This is a genomic window from Nocardia sp. JCM 34519.1, assembly GCF_020361265.1.
GTDB lineage: Bacteria > Actinomycetota > Actinomycetes > Mycobacteriales > Mycobacteriaceae > Nocardia > Nocardia arthritidis_A.
This window is the reverse complement of sequence record NZ_JAIRBR010000014.1, coordinates 174317-199972: the sequence shown is the minus strand read 5'-3', so window position 1 is coordinate 199972 and position 25656 is coordinate 174317. Positions and strand designations below refer to the sequence as shown.

Annotated in this window: 12 protein-coding genes; all 12 read left to right on the top strand. The window is 69.0% G+C overall.

The window, feature by feature from the left end:
* Positions 1–45 precede the first annotated feature (45 nt).
* Entirely contained in the window at positions 46–1056 is a 1011-nt protein-coding gene (locus LGY53_RS29440) for an ABC transporter substrate-binding protein (protein ID WP_225729946.1), read from the top strand.
* 31 nt (positions 1057–1087) lie between these two features.
* Positions 1088–2746, top strand: a complete 1659-nt coding sequence (locus tag LGY53_RS29435) for a condensation domain-containing protein (protein ID WP_225729945.1) — start codon at positions 1088–1090, stop codon at positions 2744–2746.
* Positions 2743–7140 carry an AMP-binding protein gene (locus LGY53_RS29430; protein WP_225729944.1) on the top strand — a complete coding sequence of 1466 codons (4398 nt, stop codon included), beginning with the start codon at positions 2743–2745 and terminating at the stop codon, positions 7138–7140. Before LGY53_RS29435 ends, LGY53_RS29430 begins: the two co-directional genes overlap by 4 nt.
* Positions 7141–7244: 104 nt before the next feature.
* Complete coding sequence (locus LGY53_RS29425) at positions 7245–10676, top strand: non-ribosomal peptide synthetase (protein WP_225729943.1); 3432 nt, start codon at positions 7245–7247, stop codon at positions 10674–10676.
* A 37-nt stretch (positions 10677–10713) separates the two neighbouring features.
* Positions 10714–16812 (top strand): non-ribosomal peptide synthetase, encoded by a 6099-nt coding sequence (locus LGY53_RS29420; protein WP_225729942.1) that lies wholly within the window; start codon positions 10714–10716, stop codon positions 16810–16812.
* 20 nt (positions 16813–16832) lie between these two features.
* Complete coding sequence (locus LGY53_RS29415; RefSeq protein ID WP_225729976.1) at positions 16833–17591, top strand: thioesterase II family protein; 759 nt, start codon at positions 16833–16835, stop codon at positions 17589–17591.
* A complete protein-coding gene (locus tag LGY53_RS29410; protein ID WP_225729941.1) occupies positions 17588–18892 on the top strand; it encodes a polyketide synthase in 1305 nt (434 codons plus the stop codon). The genes LGY53_RS29415 and LGY53_RS29410 overlap by 4 nt, the downstream gene beginning before the upstream one ends.
* Entirely contained in the window at positions 18885–21914 is a 3030-nt protein-coding gene (gene nbtC, locus LGY53_RS29405) for a nocobactin polyketide synthase NbtC (RefSeq protein ID WP_225729940.1), read from the top strand. The genes LGY53_RS29410 and nbtC overlap by 8 nt, the downstream gene beginning before the upstream one ends.
* A 97-nt stretch (positions 21915–22011) precedes the next feature.
* Positions 22012–22959, top strand: coding sequence for an ATP-binding cassette domain-containing protein (locus tag LGY53_RS29400; protein WP_225729939.1), 948 nt, complete (start codon positions 22012–22014; stop codon positions 22957–22959).
* Positions 22956–23735 (top strand): ABC transporter permease, encoded by a 780-nt coding sequence (locus LGY53_RS29395; protein ID WP_225729938.1) that lies wholly within the window; start codon positions 22956–22958, stop codon positions 23733–23735. The genes LGY53_RS29400 and LGY53_RS29395 overlap by 4 nt, the downstream gene beginning before the upstream one ends.
* Positions 23732–24493 (top strand): ABC transporter permease, encoded by a 762-nt coding sequence (locus tag LGY53_RS29390; RefSeq protein ID WP_225729937.1) that lies wholly within the window; start codon positions 23732–23734, stop codon positions 24491–24493. The genes LGY53_RS29395 and LGY53_RS29390 overlap by 4 nt, the downstream gene beginning before the upstream one ends.
* Before the next feature lie 104 nt (positions 24494–24597).
* The gene (locus LGY53_RS29385; protein WP_225729936.1) at positions 24598–25644 is read left to right on the top strand and encodes a DUF6545 domain-containing protein; all 1047 of its coding nucleotides are present in this window, start codon (positions 24598–24600) and stop codon (positions 25642–25644) included.
* The last annotated feature ends 12 nt before the right edge of the window (positions 25645–25656 follow it).

Below are 25656 nucleotides of genomic sequence, written 5' to 3'. Positions count from 1 at the left end.
TGCTATGGGCTGGCTGTAGCCGGGATTCGACGAAGGAGACGCAGAGTGGAAGTGGGCCCGCGAACGATGGCCCGGCGCAGGCGATCCGGATACGGGTTGCTGACCCGCATCGGGTCGACCGTGGTCGCGCTCGGTATTTCCGTCGGCGCGGTGGCCTGTGGCGGCGGTGCCGACACCGGCAAGGCCGATGGCGCCGCCGCGGTGACCATCAAGCACTCCTTCGGTGAGACCAAGATCGATGGCAGCCCGAAACGGGTTGTCGCGCTTGGAAACCAGTGGCTCGACGCGGTCCAGTCGCTCGGCGTGCAACCGGTCGGCTACCTCGACAACACCATGGGCGTCACCGGTGGCACCGCGCCGTGGGAGCCGGCGGCGCTGAAGCGGTCCACCGCGCTGAACCTCAACGGCGACATCGTCGAACAGATCGCCGCGCTCGAACCCGATCTGATCCTGGTGCCCGGGTACCAGGTGGACAAGACCATGTACGAGAAACTGTCCAGGCTCGCCCCGACAATCGGCCCGGTGACGCCAGGCGCCCAGATCGACAACTGGAGCGACGAGGTGACCGCGCTCGGCACGGTATTCGGTAAGCGCGCCGACGCGGACAAGGTCATCGCGGGCGTGCGGGACCGTATTTCCGGTGCGGCGCAACGTCATCCGGGACTGTCCGGTAAGACCTTCCTCACCTGCATGCTCACCGCGCCGACGCAGCTCATGGTGCTCGCCGATCCCAAGGACGGCTCCGCCGAACTCTTCAACCGGCTCGGGCTGCGCATTCCGGAGCACATCGCCAAGGAGGCGCCGCTCGGCGGCAGGTTGGCGCTCTCGCCGGAGCGGTTGGCCGATCTGGATGCGAACCTGCTGGTCTGCGGCGCGATGCCGGGCCTCGCGGAGAAACTCACCCAGTTGCCCGGCTATGCCGAACTGCCGTCGGTGCGTGCGGGCAGCTTCGCCGCCGTCGACGTGATGACCATCAGCGCCATCAATTCGCCGACCGCGCTGTCGGTGCCGTACCTGCTCGACAAGCTCGAGCCCGCGCTGGCCGCCGCCGGGTAGCGCTCGCCCGATCCAGCTCGAAAGGACCGCAATGTCAGACACATTCGCACCGGCCGCGGCCGAGCGCGGCACCCCGCTCTCGCCTGCGCAGCAGGCGGCACTGCTGCCGGAACGGTTGCACGGCACGCCGGCCGTCAATCTCTTTGTCGCGCTGGAGATCTCCGGTCCGGTTCAGGTGACCGAACTGGCAAGGGCATTCGCCGAGGTGCTCGCGTGGTACGAGATCCTGCGCACGGTCTACCCGGCGGACCGCCGAATTCCGTATCAGCGGGTATTGCCGGAGGCCGATCGGGTGCTGGAGCTCGCGGGTCGGATCGATCCGGCGGAACTGGATGCGCGGTTGCTCGACGACGCGGCATATCGATTCGAACCGGCGCGCGAGACTCCGGTGCGGGCACGGTATTACGAACTGCCCGAGCATGGCGTGCTGTCCATCGCGGTGCATCCGGTCGCCGCCGACGATCAGGGACTGGAGCTGCTGGTGCGTGCCATGCTGGCGGCGTATTCCGGTGCCGCGCAGGGCAATTCGGCGCAGTATCGGGAATTCGTCCCGGCCCAGCTGCGGGATATGGCGGCCGACGATCCGGATCTGGCCTACTGGCGCGATCGGCTCGCCGAGCTGCCCACCGCACCGGTATCGGTGCGGTCCACCGGTGACGTGCAACGGGTGCTGCGGGTCGATCCGGATACCCTCGCCGCGCTGGTCGGCGCCCATCCGGGCGCGGACAGCGCCGCGGTATTCGCCGCGCTGGTGACGACGACGCTGGCGGAAGCCGGTCTGGGGCGGGATATCCCGGTCGGGCTGGTCGACCCGTTCCGCTCGGCGCCCGGGGCGGACGCGGTGCTCGGCAACTTCGCCAACTATCTGGTGCTGCGCATGGACGCGCAGGGTGGACGGACACCGCGGGCGATCATCGCCGCGGCGGCCGAGCGCACCGCCGAGGCGCGGGCGCATGCGCGCACCCGCATCGAACGGCTCACCCATCTGATCGGCGGCGGGGCGCGGCGCTCGCTGTTCGCCGTCTCGCTGCGGGTACATCAGGGCTCTGCGGTCGATGCGCCGCACGGGTGGACCGTGCGGGAACTGTTGCGCCGCAACGCCCGTCCGGTCGGCGCCGACCTCGTCTTCGATGTCGCCGTCGACGCCGAGGGCGCTCGGGTGCGCATTGATTTTCCCGCAGCGCTGGCAGGTTCGCCCGCGGTCGACGAGTTCGTCCGGCAGTTCGTCACCCGGTGCCGCACCTGGGCCGCGAATCTCGATGCGGTGCTCCCGGATCCGGCCGCCCAAGGGTTCACCCTCTTCCCGGCGCCCCAGGCGGAATTTCCCGGGCTTCCCGGACAGGGCGGGCCGCCTGCCACCGAAACCGAGCGGTTGCTCGTCGAAACCATCAGGGAGATCCTGGAATTCGACGAGGACGAGGAAATCGGGCGCGCCGACACCTTTTTCTCGCTCGGCGGCGACAGCATCGCGGCCCTGCGGTTGGTGACCCTGCTGGGTGAGCGCGGCTACGTCGTCGAGGTGCCGATGGTGTTCGGCTTCCCGGTGCTGCACGACCTCGCCGCCGAAATCGACCGCGCGGCAGCCGCACCCGCACCCGCGGCGGTGCGGGCCGGTAATGCGCCGATGAGTGCCTCGGGACTGGACGCGGCCGCACTGCGCGCGCTCGGCAGCCGGCTCGCCGCCGAATGAGCGTCGAACTGCTCGACGTCATCGCGCTGTCGCCGCTGCAGCGCGGGCTGTACACGGTGAGCACGACGACCCGCGGCATCGATCCGTACCTGGTGACCTTCTCGGTGCGGGTGGAGAATCTGACCGATCCGGCGGGCCTGCGCCGGGCGTTCGACCAACTGCTGCAACGCTATCCGCAGCTCGGTGCCCACGTGGTGAGCGACGGTCTGCCGCATCCGGTGCTGGTGATCACCTCGGCGGGCCGCATCGACTGGCGCGAAACCGATCTGCGCCAGACCGACGACCCGGTCGCCGCGGCCCGGAATGCCTACGCCGGGGAGGGCCGCAGACGGCTCGATCTGGACAAGGGTCCGCTGTTCCGGGTGACGCTCGCCCGGGTCGCCGAGCTCGACTACGAATTGATCTGCACCGCACACCATCTCGTGCTGGACGGCTGGTCCATCCCGATCATGTTCGCCGACCTGATCGCACTACACCAGGGCAAAACCCTGCCCGCACCGCCGCCGCTGCGCGACCATGCGGCTTGGCTGGCCGCGAAGGACACCGACGAGTCGCGCCGGGTCTGGGGCGCCGCGCTGGCCGGACTGGAACCCATGCCGATGCTGGTGCCGCCCGCCGATCCGGACCTGCCGGTGGTGGGTGAGGCCAGATTCGGCACGGCCGAGACCGCCCAGGTGACCGCATGGGCGCGGGCCCGCGGCCTCACCATGAACACCCTGTTGCAGCTGAGCTGGGCCCGGATCCTGTCCGGTCTGGTCGGCCGCGACGAAGTGGTATTCGGTCAGACCACCTCGGGCCGCGACGCGACGCTGCCCGGCGCCGAACAGTTGGTCGGCGCGTTGGTCGCGACCATTCCGGTGCGGGTCGTGGTGGATGAGCGGGCACCGGCCGATGCGGCCGCGCAGCTGCAGCGCGAGATGGCCCGGCTGCGCGCGCACGAGTACCTCGGGATGGCCGAGATCACCAGGCAGGCCGGGACCGGACAGCTCTTCGACACCCTGTTCGTCTTCGAGAACGTGCCGGTGGGCGGCATGAGCGGCGCGATGCCGATGGGCGGCGGCGCGCGGTTGATCGCCCGGCGCATCGACTCGCCGAGCCACTATCCGCTCACCATGGTGCCGATCGTAGAAGACGGCGAATTGGTCAGCCGGGTCGAGCTGCGCCGCGATCTGGTCGACCGGTTCGATCCCGATCGGCTGGCCCGCCGGATGCTGGCGGTGCTACGCGGACTGATCCGGGCGGACCACCTGTGCGACGTCGACATTCTGCTCGATGACGAAGCCCCTGTGCTCGAGTCGGATGTTGCGGTGCAACGGGTTTCGGGGGCGGTACCAGGTGAGCTGGTGGCGGGGCACCCTTCGGGCACCGTCCCGGACGTGCTGCTCGCCGCGGCCGAACGTACGCCGAGCGCGGTCGCGGTCGTTGATACCGTGGGTGAGCAGAGCTTCGGCGAATTCGCCGCTGCGGTCCGGGCGTTGGCGCAGAACCTGCGTGCACTCGGGCTCGGCGCGGGGGCCGCGGTCGCCGTCGCCCTACCGCGCGATCGGCGAGTTCTGCACGCCCCCTTCGCGATCGGGCACGCCGGTGCGGTCTGCGTACACGTCGATCCGGCGACTCCGGTCGATCGGCTCGCCTATCTGTTGGAGACCTCCGGAGCGCGGGTGGTGCTCGCCGATCCGGAGCTGACCCCGGCGCTCGACGCGGTGCGTGCCGCGGGTGTCGAAGTGCGGCAGGCGATTCCGGATGCGTCGGGTGGTCTGCGCGTGGTAGGAGCAGCGCTGGCCGATGTTACGGGTCCGGCCGATGTCGCCGGGCGTGCGTCGGCGGCAGGCCCGTTCTATGTCGTATTCACCTCCGGCACCACCGGCCGTCCGAAAGGCGTTGTGGTGCCGCATGGTGCGCTGCTCAATCACTGGGCGAACCACCGGCGCAGGATATTCGAGCCGGTCGCGGCGCGGCTCGGCCGTCCGCTGCGGGTCGGGCACGGTTGGTCGACCGGGTTCGACGCCGCATGGCAGCCGACGATCGCGCTGCTCAGCGGCCATACGGTGGTGCTGCTCGACGAGGCGACGCGCACCGATGCCGAACGGATCGTCGCGGCGATCGACCGGGACCGGATCGATATGTTCGACACCTCACCGTCGATGTTGCAGCGGTTGATCGCCGCCGGCCTACTCCGCGAGCGTGCGGGCGCGGCGGAAGACGGAGCCGATGGTGCGGGCGAATACTGCCCGCTGGCGGTGCTCGCGCTCGGCGGTGAGGCGATCAGCCCGGATACCTGGAATCGGTTGCGCGGGCTGGCAAGTACCAGCGTGCTCAATTTCTACGGGCCGACCGAGACGACGGTCGAGGCGTTCATGGCCGAGGTCGACGCGCAGCCGGCGCCGACCATCGGACGCCCGTTCGACGGGATGACCGCCGAGGTGCTCGACCACCGCCTGCGCCCGGTGCCGCCGGGTGGCCGTGGCGAGCTGTATCTCTCGGGCGCCCAACTCGCGCTCGGCTATCTCGGCCGGGCCGCGGCCACCGCCGCGTCCTTTGTCGCGGGTCCGGGCGGAAGGCGTTACCGCACCGGCGATCTGGTGCGTCGCACGCCCGCATCGACCGTGGTGTACGAGGGCCGGATCGACAACCAGGTGAAGATCAACGGCTACCGCGTCGAGCCCGACGAGACCGCGGCGGTGCTGCGCGAACTCGCGGGTGTGCGCCAGGCGGCGGCGCTGGCCTTCGTCGAGAACGGCCGGACCCGGCTCGGTGCGCTGGTGGTCGGCGCGGTGTCGATCGGGGATATCCGGACCGAGTTGGCGCATCGCCTGCCGCAGTTCCTGATTCCGGCGCGAATCGTGCTGGTCGACGAAATACCGTTGAACCGCAACGACAAACTCGATGCCCACCGAGCGACGGAATTGCTGGCAAGGCCGGTCGGCGAGGTCGTCGCACCGGCCTCGGATACCGAGCGGATGCTGCTCGAACTCATTGCCGCCATGGGCGATTCGCATCGACAGCAGCGGATCGGCATGTCGGACAGCCTGGTCGAGATCGGCCTGGACAGTATCGGCGTCATCGATCTGGTGTCGCGGCTGCGCGGCGCGGGTCATCGGATCGCCGCGCGGGATGTGCTGGCCGCCGCGGATCTGCGCGAACTCGCCGCGCGGCTCGATCGACTCGGGCCGCACCGGGACGAGACCGATGCGGTGCCCGCAGGTGCGATCATTCCGCTGACCGAGTTGGCGCAGGAGGTCATCGCGCACGGCGACTTCCGCTATCTGGCGCAGAGCCAGGTGATCACACTGCCGCCCGACGCGACGCCCGAACTGGTCGCGGATCGGCTTGCCGCGCTGGCGAAAGCGCACCCGGCATTGCGTTCCCGGCTCGGCGCGGTGGACGGCACGCCGGTCTTGATCGTCGGTGAAGCGTCGCCGCCCGCGGTGACGGCGGTCACCGGGGTGAATCCGGCGCGCAGGCGCGAACTGCTCGCCGAAACAGTGCTGCGGCTCGCACCCGAGGACGGGCGCATGGTCGCGGCGACGCTGCTCGACGGCACCGCGGCGGACGGCACGCCGGAACGGTTGCTGCTGCTGTCCATTCACCATCTGGCGGTGGACGTGGTGTCGTGGCTGATCCTCGCCGACGATCTGCGGCTGATGGCCGACGGACTGCCTCCGATCAACGAAACCCGTTCCGAGACAGCGCCGCAGCCGTGCACAACCGCACCACCGGTGCTCGGCGTGCCGCTGCGCGGGCGGCTCACCGAGCCGGCGCGGGATCGCATGGCCGCGGTGCTGACCCGGGTTGTCGAACTCGGTGCCGAAAGCACCGGACGACTGCTGCGGCTGTGCGCCGAAACCGGTGTGCCGCTGGAGGATTTGCTGCTGGTGGCCAGCGCGGCCCTGATCGCCGAGACGGCAGATCAGGACGGGCGGGTCTCGGTGACCAGGGAATCGCACGGGCGCGCCGCCGACGACGACAGCAGGCAGGTCGGCTGGTTCACCGTGGAGGAGACGGTGACCGTCGCGCTCGCGGAGCTGACGGGGTGGACGCCCGCCGCGGGCAGGCCACCGCTGGCGGACCGGACGACCGCCGCGCGCGGGCAACTGCGGCTGAATCATCTCGGACGCTTCGACGTGCTCGAATTCGGTTCCGGCCCTTGGACTCCGGTGCCGATGGCCGATTTCGCCGAGGAATTCGGCGCTGCCGCGCATCCGGAGCTGCCACTGCGGTTCACCATCGATATTTCCACGGCGGTGGTGGTGCGTGCGGATGGACCATCGCTGGTGGCGCGGCTCGATATCAATTCGGCGGTGCTCGATGCGGCGGGGGCCGACGCGTGCGCCGAGGGCTGGTCGGCGCGGATCGCGGACTTCCTCGATCCGGTGACGGCCGTCGCGCAATAACTCAGGAGGCGCGGTACCAGTGCGGTGCATGCGCTACGATCTCGAATGTTAGATAAGGCTTACCTTAGTATTCTGGTGGGTCGGATACGGTTACGAGGAGTCTGATGCTCGGCAAGGCGGAAATTCGCGCGATCGTCGCGGAGAATCTCGGCATCGCTCAGGAGACGATCGGTGACGACGACGACCTGGTGAGCCTGGGTATGCACTCGATGATGCTCATGCGCCTCGCGTCGAAGTGGCGCAAGCAGGGCTACGACGTGCGCAGTTCGAGCCTCGCCCTGGAGCCGACCATCGGCGCATGGGCCGGGCTGCTCGGCGTACCCGAATCGGTCGCACCGGACCAGCCCGGTACCGAGGAAAGCCGTTCCGGCACAGATGAATTCGCGCTGGCCACCATGCAGCACGCCTACTGGGTCGGCCGCAGGCAGGATCAGCGCCTCGGCGGCGTCGCCGCCCACCTCTACGTCGAATTCGACGGCGCCGGAATGGATGCCGAGCGGCTGCGGCGGGCGGCCGAGCGGCTGCTGCGGCGGCACGACATGCTGCGCGCGCAGTTCCTGGACAGCGGCACCCAGCGGATCATGCCGGAGCCGCCGCTGCCGGTGTGCACGATCAACGATCTCGCCGGAGCCGACCCGGAAGTCGCCGCAACCGAATTGGCGCGGATTCGGCAGGACAAGAGCCACCAGCGGATGGATATCGCGGCGGGCCGGGTTGTCGATATCGCGGTCACGCTGCTGCCGGATGGCGGCCATCGCCTGCACCTCGACGTCGATATGGTCGCCGCCGACGCCCAGAGCTACCGCAGGATCCTGGACGACCTCGCCGCGCTGTACGAATCCGACGCCGCCGACCCGAATCCGGTCGGTTACACCTTCCGCGACTATCTGTCGGCCAAAGAGCGCACCACACAAGATAATTCCGCCGACCGGCAGTGGTGGGAGCGCAAACTGCCCGAACTGCCCGACATCCCGTCGCTGCCGGTGCTGCCGGAGAGCGAGCGGCGCGACCCGTCCCGCAGCATCCGGCTGCACCACTGGTTCGATGCCGCGGCCAAGGCCCGGCTGCATGCGAAGGCACACGGTCACGGCGTCACGCCCGCGGTCGCACTGGCCACCGTCTTCGGTGAGGTGATCGCCCGCTGGTCGGCCCGCCAGCGCTTCCTGCTGAATGTGCCGCTGTTCAACCGCGAGCCGCTGCACGACGAGATCGACCGGGTCGTCGGCGATTTCACCAATTCGGTGCTGGTCGATGTCGACGCCGGCCTCGGCGAGTCGATGGTGGCGCGGGCCAAGCGGCTGCAGCGCGAATTGCACACCTGCGCGGCGCATTCCGGTTACGAAGGGCTGGATGTGCTGCGCGACCTCGGGCGGCTGCGCGGCGCGCCGGTGACGCCGTCGGTGGTGTTCACCTCCGGCCTCGATCTCGGAGAACTGTTCTCCGAGCGGGTGATTCGGACGCTGGGCACACCGGTGTGGATCCTTTCGCAGGGTCCGCAGGTCGATCTGGACGCGCAGGTGGTCGAGTTGCACGGCGGCCTGCTGGTGAACTGGGATATCCGCCGCGACGCGCTGCCCGCCGGTGTGGCCGACGCGATGTTCGAGCAGTTCCGCCGCACGCTGGACGCGCTGGTCGAGCCGGATGCCGACTGGACCGCGGATCTGCTGGTCGAACTGCCCGCCGACCAGCGCGCGGTGCGGGCGGCGGCCAACGACAGCGCATTCGAGCTCGGTACGCGCACCCTGCATGGCGCGTTCTTCGAACTGGCCCGGCGACAGCCGGAGCGGACCGCGCTGCGCTGGCGCGACGGCGGCACGCTCGGCTATGGCGAACTGGCCGATCAGGCGCTCGCGGTGGCACACGCGCTGACCGAGGCGGGCGTGCGTCCCGGCGACACCGTCGCGGTCATCCTGCCCAAGGGCCACCGGCAGATCCCAGCAGTGCTCGGCGTGCTCGCCGCGGGCGCTGCCTACCTGCCGATCGGTACCGATCAGCCGAATCTGCGCCGCGACCGAATCCTGTTGCGCGGCAACGTGTCCGTGGCGCTAGTAGAGGACGTAACGGGTATGCCGGACGGGGTGACCGCCCTGCCGCTCGCCGATGCGCTGATCGATTCGCGGCTGCCGCGCCCGCACGACACCGATCCGGACGCGGTGGCGTACGTGCTGTTCACCTCGGGCTCCACCGGCGAGCCCAAGGGCGTCGAGGTGAGTCACCGCGCGGCGGCGAACACCATCGACGCCATCGACACCCGCTTCGGCATCGGCGCGGACGATCGCACGATCGGGCTGTCCGCGCTCGGCTTCGACCTGTCGGTGTACGACATCTTCGGCCCGCTGTCCCGCGGCGGCGCGCTGGTTTGTGTCGATACCGCGAGCGAGCGTGACGCGGCGGCCTGGGCCTCGCTCATCGCCGAAGCCGGTGTCACCGTGCTGAATTGCGCGCCGGGGCTCGTCACCATGCTCGCCGATACCGCGACACCGGACCAGCTGACCACCCTGCGCCTCGTGCTCACCGGCGGTGATCGGGTGAAAACGCAACTGGCGCAGCGACTTCGGTCAACCGTGCCGGGGCTGCGCTTCGTCGGGCTCGGCGGCACCACCGAAACCGCGATCCATTCGACCGTATGCGAGGTCACCGACGATTTCCCGGCCGAATGGGCCAATGTGCCATACGGTAAGCCGCTGGCCAATGTGCGGCTGCGGGTGGTCAACGAGCGCGGCGAGGACTGCCCGGATTGGGTGCCCGGCGAGCTGTGGATCGGCGGCGCGAGCGTCGCCGACGGTTACCGCGGCGATCCGGAGCGCACCGCCGATCGATTCGTCGAATCGGCGGGCGGGCGCTGGTATCGCACCGGCGATCTGGCGCGCTACCTGCCCGACGGTACCGTCGACTTCCTCGGCCGCGCGGACCATCAGGTGAAGATCCGCGGCTACCGGGTGGAACTCGGCGAGGTGGAATCCGCGCTTGCCGCGCTGCCCGGGGTGGACGAGGCCGTGGCACTGCGTACCGAGGCGGGCCGGTTGGCGGCCGCAGTGCGCGCGGCGGCCCCCGCCGACGAGATCACCGCGGCACTGCGAAAGATGTTGCCCAGCTATATGATTCCGGACCGGCTGGAGGTCCGCGCTGATCTCCCGCTGACCGCGAACGGCAAATTGGACCGGGCCGCCATCCGCCGTGCGCTCGGCGCGGACGACCCCGCTGCCCGCGCGGCATACGTGCCGCCCGCCGATGCGGTGGAGGCGGCGGTGGAATTCATTGCCGCCCAGGTGCTCGGCGCCGAGCGGATCGGAGTCGAGACCGACTTCTTCGACGCCGGTGGCGATTCGATCCTGGCGACGCGGTTCACCGGACAGATTCGCGGCCTGCTCGCGGTATCCGATTTCGGGGTCACCGGCGTCTTCGACGGCCGCACCGCGCGCGGTATTGCCGCCGGGTTGCGCGCTACGGCGTCGAATCCGCAACGGCTGGAACAGGTTTGCCGAATTCTGCTGGATTTGGCCGAGGTGCGGGTGCCCGAGCCCGCCCCGGTATAGCCGCACTGGTTATCGACGAAGGATTGGTTTGACGTAGATGCGATCGCTGGAAGACCTACAGGAGGCCATGCGGGTCCGGCTCGCTCAGGAGGGGTTGGACGCCGCGCCCGGAGTGCCGGTGCGGCGGGACCCCACCCGCGCTGCCCTCTCGTTCGGGCAGCGCTACGTGTGGGCGCACCAGCAGATCGCGCCGGAAAGCACCGCCTACAACCTCTGCCTCGCATTGACTTTCACCGGTGAGGTGTCCGCCATCGCGCTGCGCCGCGCCTTCCGCGCACTCGCCGAGCGGCACGAGGTACTGCGCACCACCTACCACAACGACGAGCAGGGCGAGCCCTACCAGCTGATACACGCCGAACTGCCGCCGCGGGTGCGCGATGTCGACCTCACCGGGCTTGCCGAGGCGGACGCGGCACGTGAGCTCGACGAACTGGTCGCGGCGGCCGCCACGGAAACCTTCGATCTGTCACGGGAATCCTCGATGCGGCTGACCTTCGTGCGCCGCGATCCGCACACCGTGGTTGTGGTGCTGGTGATTCAGCACATCGCATGGGACGGTATGACGCTGCCCGCGCTTTCGCGGGATATCGAGCGGTTCTACCGTGCGGCGCTGACGGATTCGCTGCGGGTGGAACCGCTGCGCAGACAGGTCGCCGATTTCGCGGAATGGGAGCAGGATCGCTTCGCCGAGACGGACCACCATGCGGCGGAGGCATTCTGGGCCGGACAGTTCGACGGTGAGGTGCCCGAACTGCAACTGCCCTACAACCGGCGGCCCGCTACCGTCACCGAGCGCGGCACCCGGCTGGACCGGCTGCTCAGCGCCGCCGCCGATGCGAATCTGCGCGCGCTGAGCGCGAATTCGGGCGCGACGCCGTTCACCGTCTTCCTCGCCGCGTACTACGTCGCGCTGCGCCGGATGACCGGACAGTCCGATATCGTCGTCGGCACCACGGTGGCCAATCGCGAAGAGTCCGGTATGGACCAGCTGATCGGCAACCTCAGCAATATGCTGCCGCTGCGGCTCACCGCGGGCGCGCCGACCTTCGGCGCGCTGATCGAGCAGGTGCGTTCGGTGACCGCGGCGGCCTTCCGGCACAAGCATTTTCCGCAGGAGATGCTGGTTCGTGCGGTGAACCGGGCGACGGGCAATGTCGGCTCACGCCTGTTCGACACGATGGTGCTGTTCCTGCACCAGCAGATCGACGGGCCGCGGCTGCCCGGCGCGACCACCAGTTGGCAGCTGGCCGACCATGGCGCCGCACTGTTGCCGATCGCGGTCGAGGCGTTCATGCATGCCGACCGGGTCGAGGTCCAGATCAATTACCGTACGGACCTTTTCGATGCGTCGACGATCGAGCGACTGCACGACTACATCGATCGCACGCTGGCCGACGCCACCGCGGACGCGCCGCTGGACCGGCTGCTCGTGCTCTCGCCCGCCGACCGAGCCGCGGTGCAGACCTGGTCGCGCGGCGGCGTCGTGCCGATCGAGCGTTCGACGGTCGACGCGATGATCCGGCATTCGGCCGCAACCTATCCGAACCGGATCGCGGTGATATTCGGCGACATCGAGCTCACGTACGCCGAATTCGAGTCGCGGGTCAACGGATTCGCGCGATTGTTGATCGAACGCGGTGTGCGGGTGGGTGATCGGGTCGGCGTATACGCCGAGCGCAGCGAACGGCTGCCGGTGGTATTCGCCGCGGTACTGCGGGCGGGCGCGGTTTATGTGCCCATCGATCCGAGCTACCCGGCCGATCGCATCGAATATCTGCTCGGCGATGCCGAACCCACCGTTGTGGTCGTATCCGCCTCCGGCGAGTATCCGCATGCTGCGCCGGTGCTCGACCTCGACGATCCGGCCGTGACGGAACAGCTTGCCCGGCACGATGATTCGTCGCTGCGACCGGATGAGCTCACCCGCCCGATCCACCCACTCGACGCTGCCTACCTGCTGTACACCTCGGGCACGACGGGCAGGCCCAAGGGCGTGGTGATCAACCATCGGGCGGTGGCCAACCACGTCCAGTGGATGCGCGACTACCTCGGGTTCGGCGCCGAGCGCATTCTGCAGAAGGCGCCGATCGGCTTCGACGTCTCGGTATTCGAACTGGTGAACGCGCTGTGCACCGGTTCGGCGACGGTGCTGCCGCCGCCGGACTGGTGGCAGGCCGACGTGCAGGCGCTGGCCGGGATCATCCACCGCCATCGCATCACCCAGATCTCGCTGGTGCCGAGCGTGGTCCGCGCCTTCCTCGACGCCGACCCGGATCCGGATCGGCTGCGCTCCATGCGATTCGTCTATCTCGGCGGCGAGGCGGTACCGCCGCCGCTGGTCGAGGAGGCGAGCCGGGTCTTCGGTGGAACGGTGCTCGGACTGTATGGCCCGACCGAGGCGGCCATGGACCTCACCCACGAGGATTTCGCGGGCGCACTGGCCCGGCCGGAGGAGTTCCGGTCGGCATTGATCGGTCTGCCCGAATGGAATTCGTCGGTCTACGTGCTGGACGAGCGGCTGCGTCAGGTGCCGCCCGGCGTCACCGGCGAGTTGTATCTCGGCGGCGTGCAGTTGGCCCAGGGCTACCACCGCAGGCGGGGGCTGAGCGCGGCCGCCTTCGTCGCGTGCCCGTTCGCCGACGAGCCGGGCGCGCGGATGTACCGCACCGGCGATATCGTGCGCTGGCATCCCAGCGGCAGCCTGGAATACCTGGGCCGGGCCGACGATCAGGTCAAGATCCGCGGCCACCGCATCGAACTCGGTGAGGTCGGCTCGGTGCTGCGCCAGGTGGACGGCATCGCGGCGGCCGCTGCGGTCGCCGTCCAGCGCGCCGGGGGCGCGGCATTGGTCGCCTACTATGTGCCCGAACCGGATTCGCCGCTGGTCACCGGCACCGAGGACGCGAACGCCGAGACGATCCGCCGGCATTTGGCCGATCGGCTGCCCGACTACATGATCCCGGCCGCGCTGGTGCGGCTGGCCGAGTTGCCGTTGACCGCCAACGGCAAACTCGACCGCAGGGCGCTGCCGGTGCCGGATCTGCACAACACCGGCCGCGGTCGCGCGCTGCGCGCATCGGCGGAACACGCTGTGGCGGAGGTGATCCGGCAGGTGCTCGGCTTGCCCGCGACCACCGAATTGGCTGCCGACGACGACTTCCTGGCGCTCGGCGGCGATTCCATCAGCGCCATCCGTATGGCGTCCGGGTTGAAGAAGCGCGGGCTGCTCATCACCACCAGCGCATTATTCGAGGCGCGCACCATCGCGGCCATCGCCGCGGCCACCGCACCGGCCGATACCGAGGCGGCCGTGATCGCGGAGGTGGGTGACGGCACCGGCTGGATTCCGCTGAACCCGATTGCGGCGCAGCTGGTCACGGGGAATGCGGACTACTCCGCGTACAGCCAGGCCACCGCGGTGGTGACGCCGGCCGAGAGCTCGTTCGACCGGCTGAAGACGGTGGTCGAAGAGATCGTCGATCGGCATCCGCTGCTGCGCGCCCGGATCGCCCGTGACCCGGATGGCGCGCTCGCGTACTACGTGCCGACCGCGGACGAGCCGTTCGGCTATCCGGCACTGGTCGAGATCGAAATCGACCGTGCCGCATGGGAAGTCACTGCGGCCGAGACATTGAGCGCACAGGTGCGTGAACTCAGCGCGGCGCTGGATCCGGCGGCCGGACGCATGGTGGGCGCGGCATGGGTGCGCACCGACGATCACGCATTCGGTCGGCTGCTGCTGGTGCTGCATCACCTGGTGGTGGACGGGGTCTCGTGGCGGATCATCAACGATGACCTGCGCCAGCTGTGGGCGAACGAGACGTATTCGACCGCGGGACAGGGCACTTCGGTGCAGGCCTGGAATACGGAGCTGCTGCGCCACGCCGGGTCCGATGTCATGGCGGCCGAACTCCCGTTCTGGATTCGCGCCGCCGAATGCCCGGACCCGCCGCTCGGCGGCCGCGCCTTCGATCCGGCCGTCGACACCGTCTCGACCGTCGCCGAGATCACCGCGGAGCTCGGCGCCGTCGCGACCGAGTACCTGATGACCACCGGGGCCCAGCTGTTCGGCTGCGACTTCCTCGACATCCAGGTGGCCGCGCTGGCCGTTGCCGTGCGCCGGTATCGCGCGGCGCACGGCACCGACACCGAGGCCGTCGCGCTCACCATGGAACGGCATGGTCGTGTCGAAAACCTCTTCGCCGGTGTGGATCTCGCCAACACGGTCGGCTGGTTCACTACCGCGTACCCGGTAGCGCTCACGGTCGGGGCCGAGCCGGATATGGTCGGCGCGGTCAAGGCGGTGAAGGAGCAGTTGCTCGCCGTGCCGGACTCCGGCATCGGCTGGGGTCTGCTGCGCTGGCTGCACCCGGAGGCCCGGAATACCTTGGCGCGGTACGCCGCACCGCAGCTGAGCTTCAACTACATGGGCCGGTTCGCCGCGCCCACCGCCGCCGGTCCGGTCGAGGATTGGTCCGCCGCACCGGAGTTCGGGTACCTCGGCGGCAACGCGAACGACACCATGTCCGCGCCCGCGCTGTTGGATATCAACACCGTGACGCTCACCGACGGTAACGGGCCTGTGCTGCGCGCGTCGTTCCGATACCCGTCCGGCGCGATCGGCGAAGGCGCGGTACGCGAACTCGCCGAGCTGTGGGTGTCCGGACTGCGCGAGATGGCGGATGCGTTGCGGGCCGATCCGATTCGGCGGCTCACCCCGAGCGATGTGCTCGCCACCGGCGTCACCCAGTCCGATCTGGACCGCTGGCTGGCGAAATACGGTTCCTTCCAAGACGTGTATCCGCTCGCGCCGATGCAGGCCGGCCTGTACTACACCGCGCTGAGCACCTCGGGCCGCGACCTGTACACGGTGCAGACGATGATCACCGTCCGCGGCGAACTCGATATGCCGAGGCTGCGCCGTTCGCTGGACACCGTGCTGAACCGGTACCCGAATCTGCGTGTGGTGGTTTCGGTTTCGCATAGCGGGCAGCCGTACGGCATTGTCACCGACCACGTTCCGATCCCGGTCGCCGAGCTCGATTACACCGCGGCCGCGGATCCGAAAGCTAAGGTGCGCGCCTATTTCGAAACCGATCTGGCCGAACCGTTCGACCTTTCCGTCGGCCCGCTGATCCGCGCCGTGGTGATCCATCAGCCCGGCGATGAACACCTGCTGATGCTCACCCTGCACCACATCCTGACCGACGGCTGGTCGGGTCAGCTGTTGCCGCGGGAGATCTTTGCCGACTACTTCAGCGACGGCGCCGCCGAACCACTCGGCAAGCCGGACACTTTCGCCCGCTTCCTCACCCACCTCGAACGCGGCGCCGCGGCGACCGAGGCGGCGTGGCAGGGTTATCTGAGCCGGGCCGAGCCGTGCATCGTCGCGCCGAATCGGGTGCCGGGTGCGGGCGGCGTACCAGCGGCACGGGACTTCACCGTCGACCCCGCAGTGGTCGAGCGGCTGACCGGGCTGGCCGCCGAACTCGGCACCACCTTCAGCATGATCTGCCAGCTGGCGTGGGCGAGCGTGCTGCGGTGCGTCACCGGGAACGATTCGGTGGTGTTCGGCGAGGTGGTTTCCGGCAGGCCCGCCGACTTGGACGATGTGGACACCGCCATCGGCTGCTTCGTGAACACCATCCCGGTGGTCGTCGAGCTGGATCCGGCCGCCAGCTGGCGGGCGAAACTGGACGAGGCGCAACGTATCCGGTTGGATCTGCTGGAACACCACCAGTTCCGGCTCACCTCGGCGCTGCGGGCCGCGGGCGCGCGCAAGTTGTTCGACAGCATGTTCGTGCTCCAGTCGTACCCGCCGGGGCGCGACGAACTCGCGCGGCTGCTCACCGACGGCGGCCTGGACCTGGTCTCCTTCGAGGGCGGCGGCGCCACCGACAATGCCCTGCTGCTCATGGTTTTCCCGGCCAATTCGCTGCTGCCGGGCGCCGGGACGCGGGTGATGATCTTCTACGCCGAGGACGCGTTCGACGCGGGCGAGGCCGAGATCGTCGAAACCGCATTCCGAAACGCACTGCACCGCATCGCCGCCGACCCCGATGCGGCGATCGGCGCGGCGCCGGTGCTGACCGACGACGACATGGCGGCGCTGCTGATGCGGCGAATGTGGCAGTGACGCAAGGCGATCTAGGAGAAATCGTGCAAACACCAGGTTGGCTAAGGAAGTTCCACCGTCCACGTGCCGAGGATCCGGCGCCGCTGCTCATCTTCCCGCACGCCGGCGGTGGCGCGTCGATCTACCGTCCGTTCTCCAAGGCGCTGAGCGAGCGGTTCGACGTCACCCTGTTCCAGTATCCGGGCCGTCAGGATCGAGTGCACGAACCCGCGCTGGGTACGCTGCCCGAGATCGCGGCGGGCGCCTTCGCCGAATTCCGCTCATCGTCGCTCGATAGTGGTGCGCCCCTTACGCTCTTCGGGCACAGCATGGGTGCGCTTGTCGCCTTCGAATTCGCCAGGCTGGCCGAGACCGCCGGGCTCCCGATCCGGCTGCTCGCGGTATCCGGGGCGGTCGCGCCCTGGCTGGTGGCAGACCTGCCGCCGCATCCCACCGAGGACGAGCAGCTGCTCGATCACCTCGTCGGGCTCAACGGAACCGGTGCCGATGTGCTGACGAACCGGGAGCTGATGCGGATGACCCTGCCGGTGCTGAAGGCCGACTACCGCGCCTTCGATGCCTACGCCTGCGGGCGGGATGTGCTGCTGCGCACCGATATCCACGCCATGGGCGGTAGTGACGACGAGCACGTCACGATGGGCGACCTGTACGAGTGGCAGCGGCATACGGATCGTGAGCTGGCCGTAACGCTGTTCGACGGTGGCCACTTCTACCTGCACGACCATGTCGCGGGCATCGCCGAACTCCTCTCGGCCGAACCGGTTTCGGTGCGCCGATGAGTGCGTACGACAGCTACGACCCCATCGTCATCGCAGGCATGGCGGTCGAGGCGCCCGGCGGTGTGCACACCCTGGCCGACTACTGGGCGGCGATCGCCGAATCCCGCGATCTGATCGGGCCGTTCCCACGCGATCGCGGCTGGCCGATCGATGAGATCCTTTCGCTCGGTGCGCGGGAGGGCTGGCGGCAGGTGCCGGATGCCGGTGGGTTCCTCACCGAAGCAACGGAATTCGATCCCGCCCTATTCGGTATCACGCCACGCGAGGCCGTCGCGATGGATCCGCAGCAGCGGGTGGCGCTGCGCGTCGCGTGGCGCGCGCTGGAGAACACCGGCATCAATCCCCGTGAGCTGGCCGGAGCGGAGGTCGGCTGCTACTTCGGCGCGTCGTATACCGAGTACGGCCCGCACGCCGCCGCGGCGAACGAGTACACCGGCTACCGGGTGACCGGCTCGGCCCTCGGCGCGGTGGCCGGGCGGATCTCGCACTGTTTCGGCCTGATCGGGCCGTCGATGACGGTGGATACCGCGTGCGCGTCATCGATCTCGGCGCTGCACCTGGCCGCCGCGGCGATCCGGGCGGGCGAGTGCGATTGGGCATTGGCCGGTGGCGTGTGCGTGATGGGTTCGCCCGCGGCGTTTTTCGAATTCTCGAAGAACAACGCGCTGTCCATCGACGGTCAGTGCAAGCCGTATTCGGCCGACGCGACCGGAACACTCTGGGGCGAGGGTGCCGGAGTTGTTGTGCTGGAACGGGAATCACGCGCCGAACGGCTCGGCCATCGGGTATACGGCCGGGTACTCGCGACGCGGGTGAATCACAACGGCAAGGGTGCGCCGATCGCGGTGCCGAGCAAAGCCGCGCAGGTGCGCCTCATCCGGGCGACTGTCGCGGCGGCGGGTGTCGAACCCGAGATGGTCGGGCTGATCGAGGGGCACGGCACCGGCACCACGGTCGGCGATCCGCTGGAATTGGCTGCCCTGCAAGAGGTTTACTCCGCAGGGCGGCTCGGCTCGGTCAAATCGAATCTCGGGCACGCGCAGGCCGCATCAGGTCTGCTCGGCCTGATCAAGGTACTGCTGAGCGGTCTGCACGGCCGGATACCGCCGACCAGATTCGCCGATAACCCGACCAGCGCGGTCGACTGGGCGTCCTCCGGCCTGCGCCTGGCCGCGAGGCCGGATGACTGGGCGCCGATCGACGGCGTCCGGTACGCGGCCGCGTCCTCCTTCGGCGTCTCGGGCACCAACGCACACGCGGTGCTCGCAATGCCGGAACTGGAAGAGGAACTCTATGTCTAGTTATCTGCTGCCCGATGGGCGCGTGCCGGTCCTGGTGTGCTCGGATACCGACGACGCGCTGCGCCGCGAGGCCACCGCGCTGCTGGCCTATCTCGAATCCCGGCCCGGCCTCACACCGGATGCGGTGGCGGACATGATCTTCCGCACCCGCACGGCGCGCCGTCACCGCGCGCTGGTGCTGGCATCCGACCGGGCCGAGCTGTGCGCCGCACTGGCCGCGGTGGTGTCGGGCGCGGCGCATCCCGCGGTGGTGTGCACCGCGAAATCCGCGACGGCCCGCAAGATCGGCTACGTATTCCCCGGCCAGGGCAGTCAGCGGCCCGGCATGGGACGGCCGTATTACGAGCATTCGCCGGTATTCCGGGCGGCGGTCGACGAATGCGAGGCGGAATTCCAACGGCTGTACCGGATTTCGCCGCTCGCCTATCTGCTCGACGACGGCGGTATGGCCGACGACGTCCGCATCGTGCAGCCCGCGCTTTTCCTGCAGATGATCGGGCTCGCGGCGATGTGGCGGGCGGCGGGGGTCGCGCCCGCCGTCACGGTCGGCCACAGCCAGGGCGAGATCGCCGCCGCATGCGTCTCGGGGCTGATCTCGCCGGCCGACGGCATCCGAGTCGTCACGTTGCGCGCCAACCTGGTCGACGAGCTGGCAAACGAGCGCGGTTTCTCCGATGCCTACTCGATGGCCGTTGTCGGCGTCGATCGCGAGGAGTGCGAGCGGCTGCTGGCCCGCAATTCGGGCTGGGCCGAACTTTCGGTGGTGAACTCCGCGCATATCCTCGCCATCTCCGGCGAGCGTGAAATGGTCGCCGACGTGGTCGCTACGTTGAACGCGGACGGCAAGTTCGCCAAGGAAATTCGCGTCTCCTACCCGGCGCACACCTCCTACGTCAGCAAATATCGCACCGAATTCTGCGAAAGCCTGACCGGCAAGCTGGATAGCCCGGTCTTCGCCGCCACCGAAATCGACTGCCTCGGCGGCACCCTCGGCGATGCCATCACCCCGGATCTACCGGTGGGCGACTACTGGTACTGGAATCTGCGGAACAAGGTCCGCTTCGACCTGGCCATCGCAGCGGCCGCGGCGCGTGGCGTCGACACCTTCGTCGAAATCGCCGATCACCCAACACTTTTGCTAGCGGTGCAGGAGAACCTGGCCACGCTGGCCCCACCCCGCGACTACCACGCCATCGCGACCGCGCGCCGCACCGCGGAAACCCTCGGCGAATTCACCCGCAACCTGGTGACCGTCGCGGTCAACGACCTGAACTATCCGTGGCAGACGCTGCGGCACAAGACCGCCGACGACCGGCCCCGGTTGCCGCTGCTCGACTTCCCGAACACCCAGATGAATTCGAAGACGCTATGGGCGCCGTTCGAATATCGGCAGCAGCGTGACGAGGTTGCCGCTGCCGCACCGGAATTCGCGAAACCCGAGCGGTTGATCGAACAGTGGACCCGGTTGGATCGGCGCAGCCTGGTCCGTCCACGGACCATCGCCATCGTCGACCCGAGCGGCGCGAATACCGAACTCGCCGAAGCGATTCGCGCCGTCGCCCCGCGTCACGGCGCGAAGCTCGACGGCACGCCGGATACGGCCGTGATACTGCTGCTCCGCCGCTCCGATGCCGATATCGAGGCCGCGGTGGCCGAGCTCGCCGAATTCCTCGGCGACCGTTCGTGGCTGCCGGAACTCGACGGCATCGGCGACGTGTGGCTGGTGACCGGCGGTAGCGAGCAGGTGGACCCCGACGATGTCATCGATACGTGGCAGGCGGCGGCGCAAGCCGGATTCCGCGCGCTGGCCGTCGAGCGACCGGGCACGGCGTTGCGGCACCTGGATCTGCCCGCGGGCGGGCCGATCGTCGACTCGGCCAAGGCGCTCGTCGGCGCGATTCACATTGCCGCGGAACCGGAGATTGCCTGCCGGGCGGGCGGCGTCTACGTCAAGCGCCTGATCGCCACCGATGAGGCCGCCGGGCGGCCGCTGTGCGCCGCCGACCTGGGCGTGGTGCTGGTGATCGGCGGCACCGGCAAGCTCGGCGTCGAGTTCTGTGAATACTTCGCCCGTCGCGGCGCCGGGCGGATCACGCTGGTGAGCCGGTCCGGGGGCGATGCGGACGCGGTCCGGCGGATCGAGCGGATCCGCGGCGGCACGACCGAGATCGCGATTCGGACCTGCGATATCACCGATGAGGAACAGGTACGCGCGCTCGGCGCGGAATTCCGGGCGCGTCCGGCCGATCTGATCGTGCACGCCGCGGTCGACTATGTCGCGGCGGCCGAGGACGGCGCCGCCGCGGTGCGGGCCGCCGCCGCACCGAAGATCCTCGGCATCGACCGAGTGATCCGGCACGTGCCGCTGTCGAATGATGGACGTGTGGTGCTCTGCTCGTCGTTGACCGCGACGGTCGGCGGGCGCGGCAATATGATCTACGGTGCGCTGAACCGGATGCTCGACGCGATGGCGAGCCGGTGGCGCGCGCGAGGGATCGCCTGTACCTCGGTGCAGTGGGGTCTGTGGCCCGCGGTCGGCCACGGACGCGAGGAGGCGCTCGCCCGCACCGACGGCACCGGGCTGTCGGCGATGGATCCCGCGGCCGCGATCGAACTCGGCCTGACCACGCACGCCGCGAATCGCCTTGTCGCGGCTGCCGATTGGCCGACTGTTCGCGCGGTGACCGAATTCATCGGACTGGCACCGCTTTTCGAACATCTGGCGGACAAGGCGCCGCGCCCGGACCCGTCGCCGGTACCGGCTGCCGCCCCAACGACGCCGACGCGAAATATCGCCGAAAACACAGCCGACCGAGTGCGTTTCGCGCTGTGCGAGGTGATGGGCATGGACGCCGACGCGCCGATCGACGGATCGACACCGCTGGTCGCGCTGGGGCTGGATTCCCTCCAGGCCCTGGATCTGCGCAAGCGAATCGAGGCCGACCTGCGGCGCGAACTGCCGGTGACCGCGATCCTCGGCGGCGCGTCGCTGGACGAGGTCGTCGGGCTGCTCGCCCATTGATACCGGGAGCTCGGCTGGGTCCGGCATCCGTCATGCGTGCCGCGGGCATCGGTCGGCCGACGAAAAGTCAAGTGCGACAAACGAAACGGAGAGCAGGGTGGCGGACACGGAACTGGCGATCGTGGTCGAATCCGTCGAGAAATCGTTCGGCGCGGTGCGCGCGCTACGGGGCATCAGCTTCACCGCGCGGGCCGGCACCGTGCTCGGCGTGCTCGGACCGAACGGCGCGGGGAAGACGACCACCGTATCGGTGCTGTCCACCCTGGTGCGGCCCGACGCGGGCCGAGCCGTAGTGGCCGGTTACGACGTGGTGACCGAGGCCGCGGCGGTGCGCGGTTCGATCATGCTCACCGGGCAGTACGCCGCGCTGGACGAAATGCTCACCGGCCGGGAGAACCTGGTGCTGTTCGGGCGGCTGATGGGGTTGCGCCGCAAGGCGGCTCGCGCCAGGGCCGATGAACTACTGGTGCAATTCGAGCTGACGGAGGCCGCCGATCGGCGGGTCGGCCAGTACTCCGGCGGGATGCGGCGGCGGATCGATATCGCGTGCGGCCTGGTCCGTCCGCCGCGGGTGGTGTTCCTCGACGAGCCGACCACCGGACTGGATCCGGTGAGTAGGCAGAGCCTTTGGTCGCTGATCCGCTCGCTCAAGGCGCAGGGCGTCACGGTGCTGCTCACCACACAGTACCTGGAGGAAGCGGATGTGTTGAGCGACAACATCATCGTGGTCGACCGGGGCGCGGTGATCGCTGAGGGCACCGCCGATCAGCTCAAGGCGCGCATGGGGATGAGCCTGTGCGAGGTGGTGCCGGTCGAGGCGGCGACGGTACCCGCGTTGGCCGCGCTGCTGTCCGAGATCGGGGCGGTCACCATCGCGGAATCCGGCGACCGGGTGTCGCTGCCCGCACCGGACGGTGCGGCGACGCTCGCGGCGGCACTGCGGCAGATCACCGAGGCGAATATCGAGCTGATCGATATCGCGCTGCGCCGCCCATCGCTGGATGAGGTGTTCATCGAGCTCACCAAGCCGCAGGTGTCGGCGTGACCTTTACGAAAAATACCCCCGCACTGCATGTCCCACCGACCATGCAGTGGACGGCATTGAGCGAGCGCAGCATTCGGGCCGCGGTGCGCGAGGGCGATCTGCTGCTCGCGTCGACCGCGCCGGTCACCTTCTTCGTCTGTGTCCATGTGCCGCTGCGCCGTTCGATGGAGGCGACCGGCCTGAACTACGCCCAATACCTGTTGCCGTTGATCGCGCTGCAGGCGATGTTCTTCGCGTCGATGTTCGCCGCCGATCGCGCGGGCCGGGAAGTGTTGGGCGGTATGGGAACCCGGTTGCGGTCAATGCCCGTGCTGCCCTGGGTGCCGCCCGCCGCGCGGATGTCGGCGAACGCGGTCCGCGCGACCGCCGCACTGGCTGGTGCACTGATCATCGGCCTTGCCTTCGGCTTTCGCTTCCACGGCTTCGGCACCGGTGCGGCCTTCATCGCATTGGTGCTCGGGTTCGGCGCCGCGGTGGTGCTGGCATCGGATGCGCTCGGAACCGCGACGGGCAATCCCGAACTGGGCGGCACCGTGCTGTTCGTCCCGCAACTGCTGCTGATGCTGACCTCGACGGGTTTCGTTCCGGCGGAAGGCTTCCCGGGCTGGATCCAGCCCTTCGCACGCAACCAGCCGGTATCCGTCGTTACCGCCGCGCTGCGCGAACTCGCCGACGGCAGAACGGGATCCGAGGTCGTTCTCGCGGTGGTTTGGACGGCGGGTCTGTTGGTCGCGGCGGCGCTGTTCGCACTTCGGGTGGAAAGGCGGCGGCGATGAGCCTTGTGGTGCAGAGTCTGGTCGAGACGGGTCGCCTGCTGCGGCGCTGGCGCAGGCAGCAGGAGGTGTTCACCACCACACTGGTGCTGCCGATCCTGCTGCTCCTGCTCTTCGATCTGGTGTTGAGCAAATCGCTGCGCACCGCGGGCGGCGGCGAACCCATCTACGGCTTCGTGCCGATGATCGCGGTCTCCGGGGCGCTGTACGGCGCGATGGGCACGGGGATCTCGCTGTACGGCGAGCGGCAGAGCGGGCTGCTGCGGCGCTTCTGGGTGCTGCCGGTGCACCGGTCTGCCGGATTGCTCGGACGGCTGCTCGCCGAATGCGTTCGGGCGCTGGCCACGGCCGCGGTGGTGCTGCTTGTCGGCTTCGTTCTCGGGCTGCGCTTCCATCACGGCGTGCCCGGTGCACTCGGTGCGCTGCTGGTTCCGGTGCTCGTCATCGCGGGCTGGACGCCGATGGTGATCGTGGTCGGGGTCTCCCGGATCGGCGATCAGGTGGCGCAGATCTTCGCCGCCGTCGTATTGATCGGCATGTTCTTCAATTCGGGTTTCGCCCCGGTGTCGAACTATCCCGGCTGGTTGCAGCCGATCGTTCGGGTACAGCCGATGAGCTGCGCCATCGAGGCGATGCGCGGGCTCATGCTGGACGGACCGGTCGCGGGCCCGCTGCTGGGGACGCTCGCCTGGTCGGCTGGGCTGGCGCTGGCCTTCGGCCTGCTCGCGGTGCGCGGCTATCGCAAGGCCGCGACGAGCTGAATCGGGTGCCCGGCCGATGAATTACTGTTACGGCCGATGAAATCCGAGCCACCACCGATCAGCGATCCGAGCCGAGCGCTGCCCGGACGCGGATGAACCAGCCGGTGCCGTTCGCTGTCGGGGTATTGGCGACGGTCTTCACCGCGATGATCACCTGCGGGCGTTGGCTGCTGCTGAACGACACCGCAGCGCATCGCCTGATCAATGTCACGCTGAGCTGGATACTCGGGGCCTTGATCGCCTATGAGGCCAGTATCGGCCGCTCGTTCGCGGATGCGGGCTATCGGCTCTTCCTCGCCTGCGGGGTGATGGCCATGGCGAACTTCTACGGGGTGGTCCGGCTCTTCGACGGTGGAGATATCCGGACCACCCGGCGTAAGCAGTTGCTGTACAACGCCATCGGCGCGCCGGGCGCGGTCGCGGTGCTGATCATCGGGCGACCTGCCGAATCGGGTCTCACCTGGGAAACCCTGGTCGTTTGGGCGATTTTCAACATTCCGATGCTGCTGGTGGCCGGGCGGACCGCGCGGCAGTGTCTGCGCGAGGTCCGGTCCGCCGATGGGTCGACCCGCGGCAGGCTGTGGTTCGGCCTGCTGCTGCTCGCCGCGCTGGTGTGGGGATATTCCGCGATCGCCAGCGGGGTAATCGTGCTTTGCGGCGGCGAGCTGGTCAGCCCGGCCAGGGACTGGACCATCCCGGCATGCCTGATTTTCATGGCCGTCATCGCGCTGACCGGGGTACCGCTGCTGGATGTGCTGCTCGAGCGGATGGGCTGGGACCGGGCGGGTCGGGATATGCGTAGGTTGCACCGGCTGTGGCGGGATGTCACGGCGGCGGTGCCCGAGGTCGTGCTGCGGCCGGCGGCCGGGGTGGCGCGGGATTCGGTTTCCCAGCGCTACCGGATGGTGGTGGAGATCCGGGATGCGCTGATGCATCTGGAGCAGCGGGTTCCCATGGGGGAGCGGCGGGATGTTCCCGCCGATTACGCGCGTTGGCTCGCCCACGCCGTGCGCGTGGAATCGCTTGGCCGTGAACCGCTTCCGGCCACCGCCCGGCCCGAGTTCATCGCCAGGGATCTGGCCGCCGAACTCGACCATCTGTTGGCGCTGGCCCGATGCTGGCCGCGTGCGGTCCGTACCGTGAGGTCTTGATAGTTACATCAG

What these genes read in the sequence shown, in the direction of transcription:
- nbtC (WP_225729940.1), top strand. Translation starts at nt 18,885, where the DNA reads ATGTCTAGTTATCTGCTGCCCGATGGGCGCGTGCCGGTCCTGGTGTGC.
- LGY53_RS29425 (WP_225729943.1), top strand. Translation starts at nt 7,245, where the DNA reads ATGCTCGGCAAGGCGGAAATTCGCGCGATCGTCGCGGAGAATCTCGGC.
- LGY53_RS29390 (WP_225729937.1), top strand. Translation starts at nt 23,732, where the DNA reads ATGAGCCTTGTGGTGCAGAGTCTGGTCGAGACGGGTCGCCTGCTGCGG.
- LGY53_RS29435 (WP_225729945.1), top strand. Translation starts at nt 1,088, where the DNA reads ATGTCAGACACATTCGCACCGGCCGCGGCCGAGCGCGGCACCCCGCTC.
- LGY53_RS29430 (WP_225729944.1), top strand. Translation starts at nt 2,743, where the DNA reads ATGAGCGTCGAACTGCTCGACGTCATCGCGCTGTCGCCGCTGCAGCGC.
- LGY53_RS29410 (WP_225729941.1), top strand. Translation starts at nt 17,588, where the DNA reads ATGAGTGCGTACGACAGCTACGACCCCATCGTCATCGCAGGCATGGCG.
- LGY53_RS29420 (WP_225729942.1), top strand. Translation starts at nt 10,714, where the DNA reads ATGCGATCGCTGGAAGACCTACAGGAGGCCATGCGGGTCCGGCTCGCT.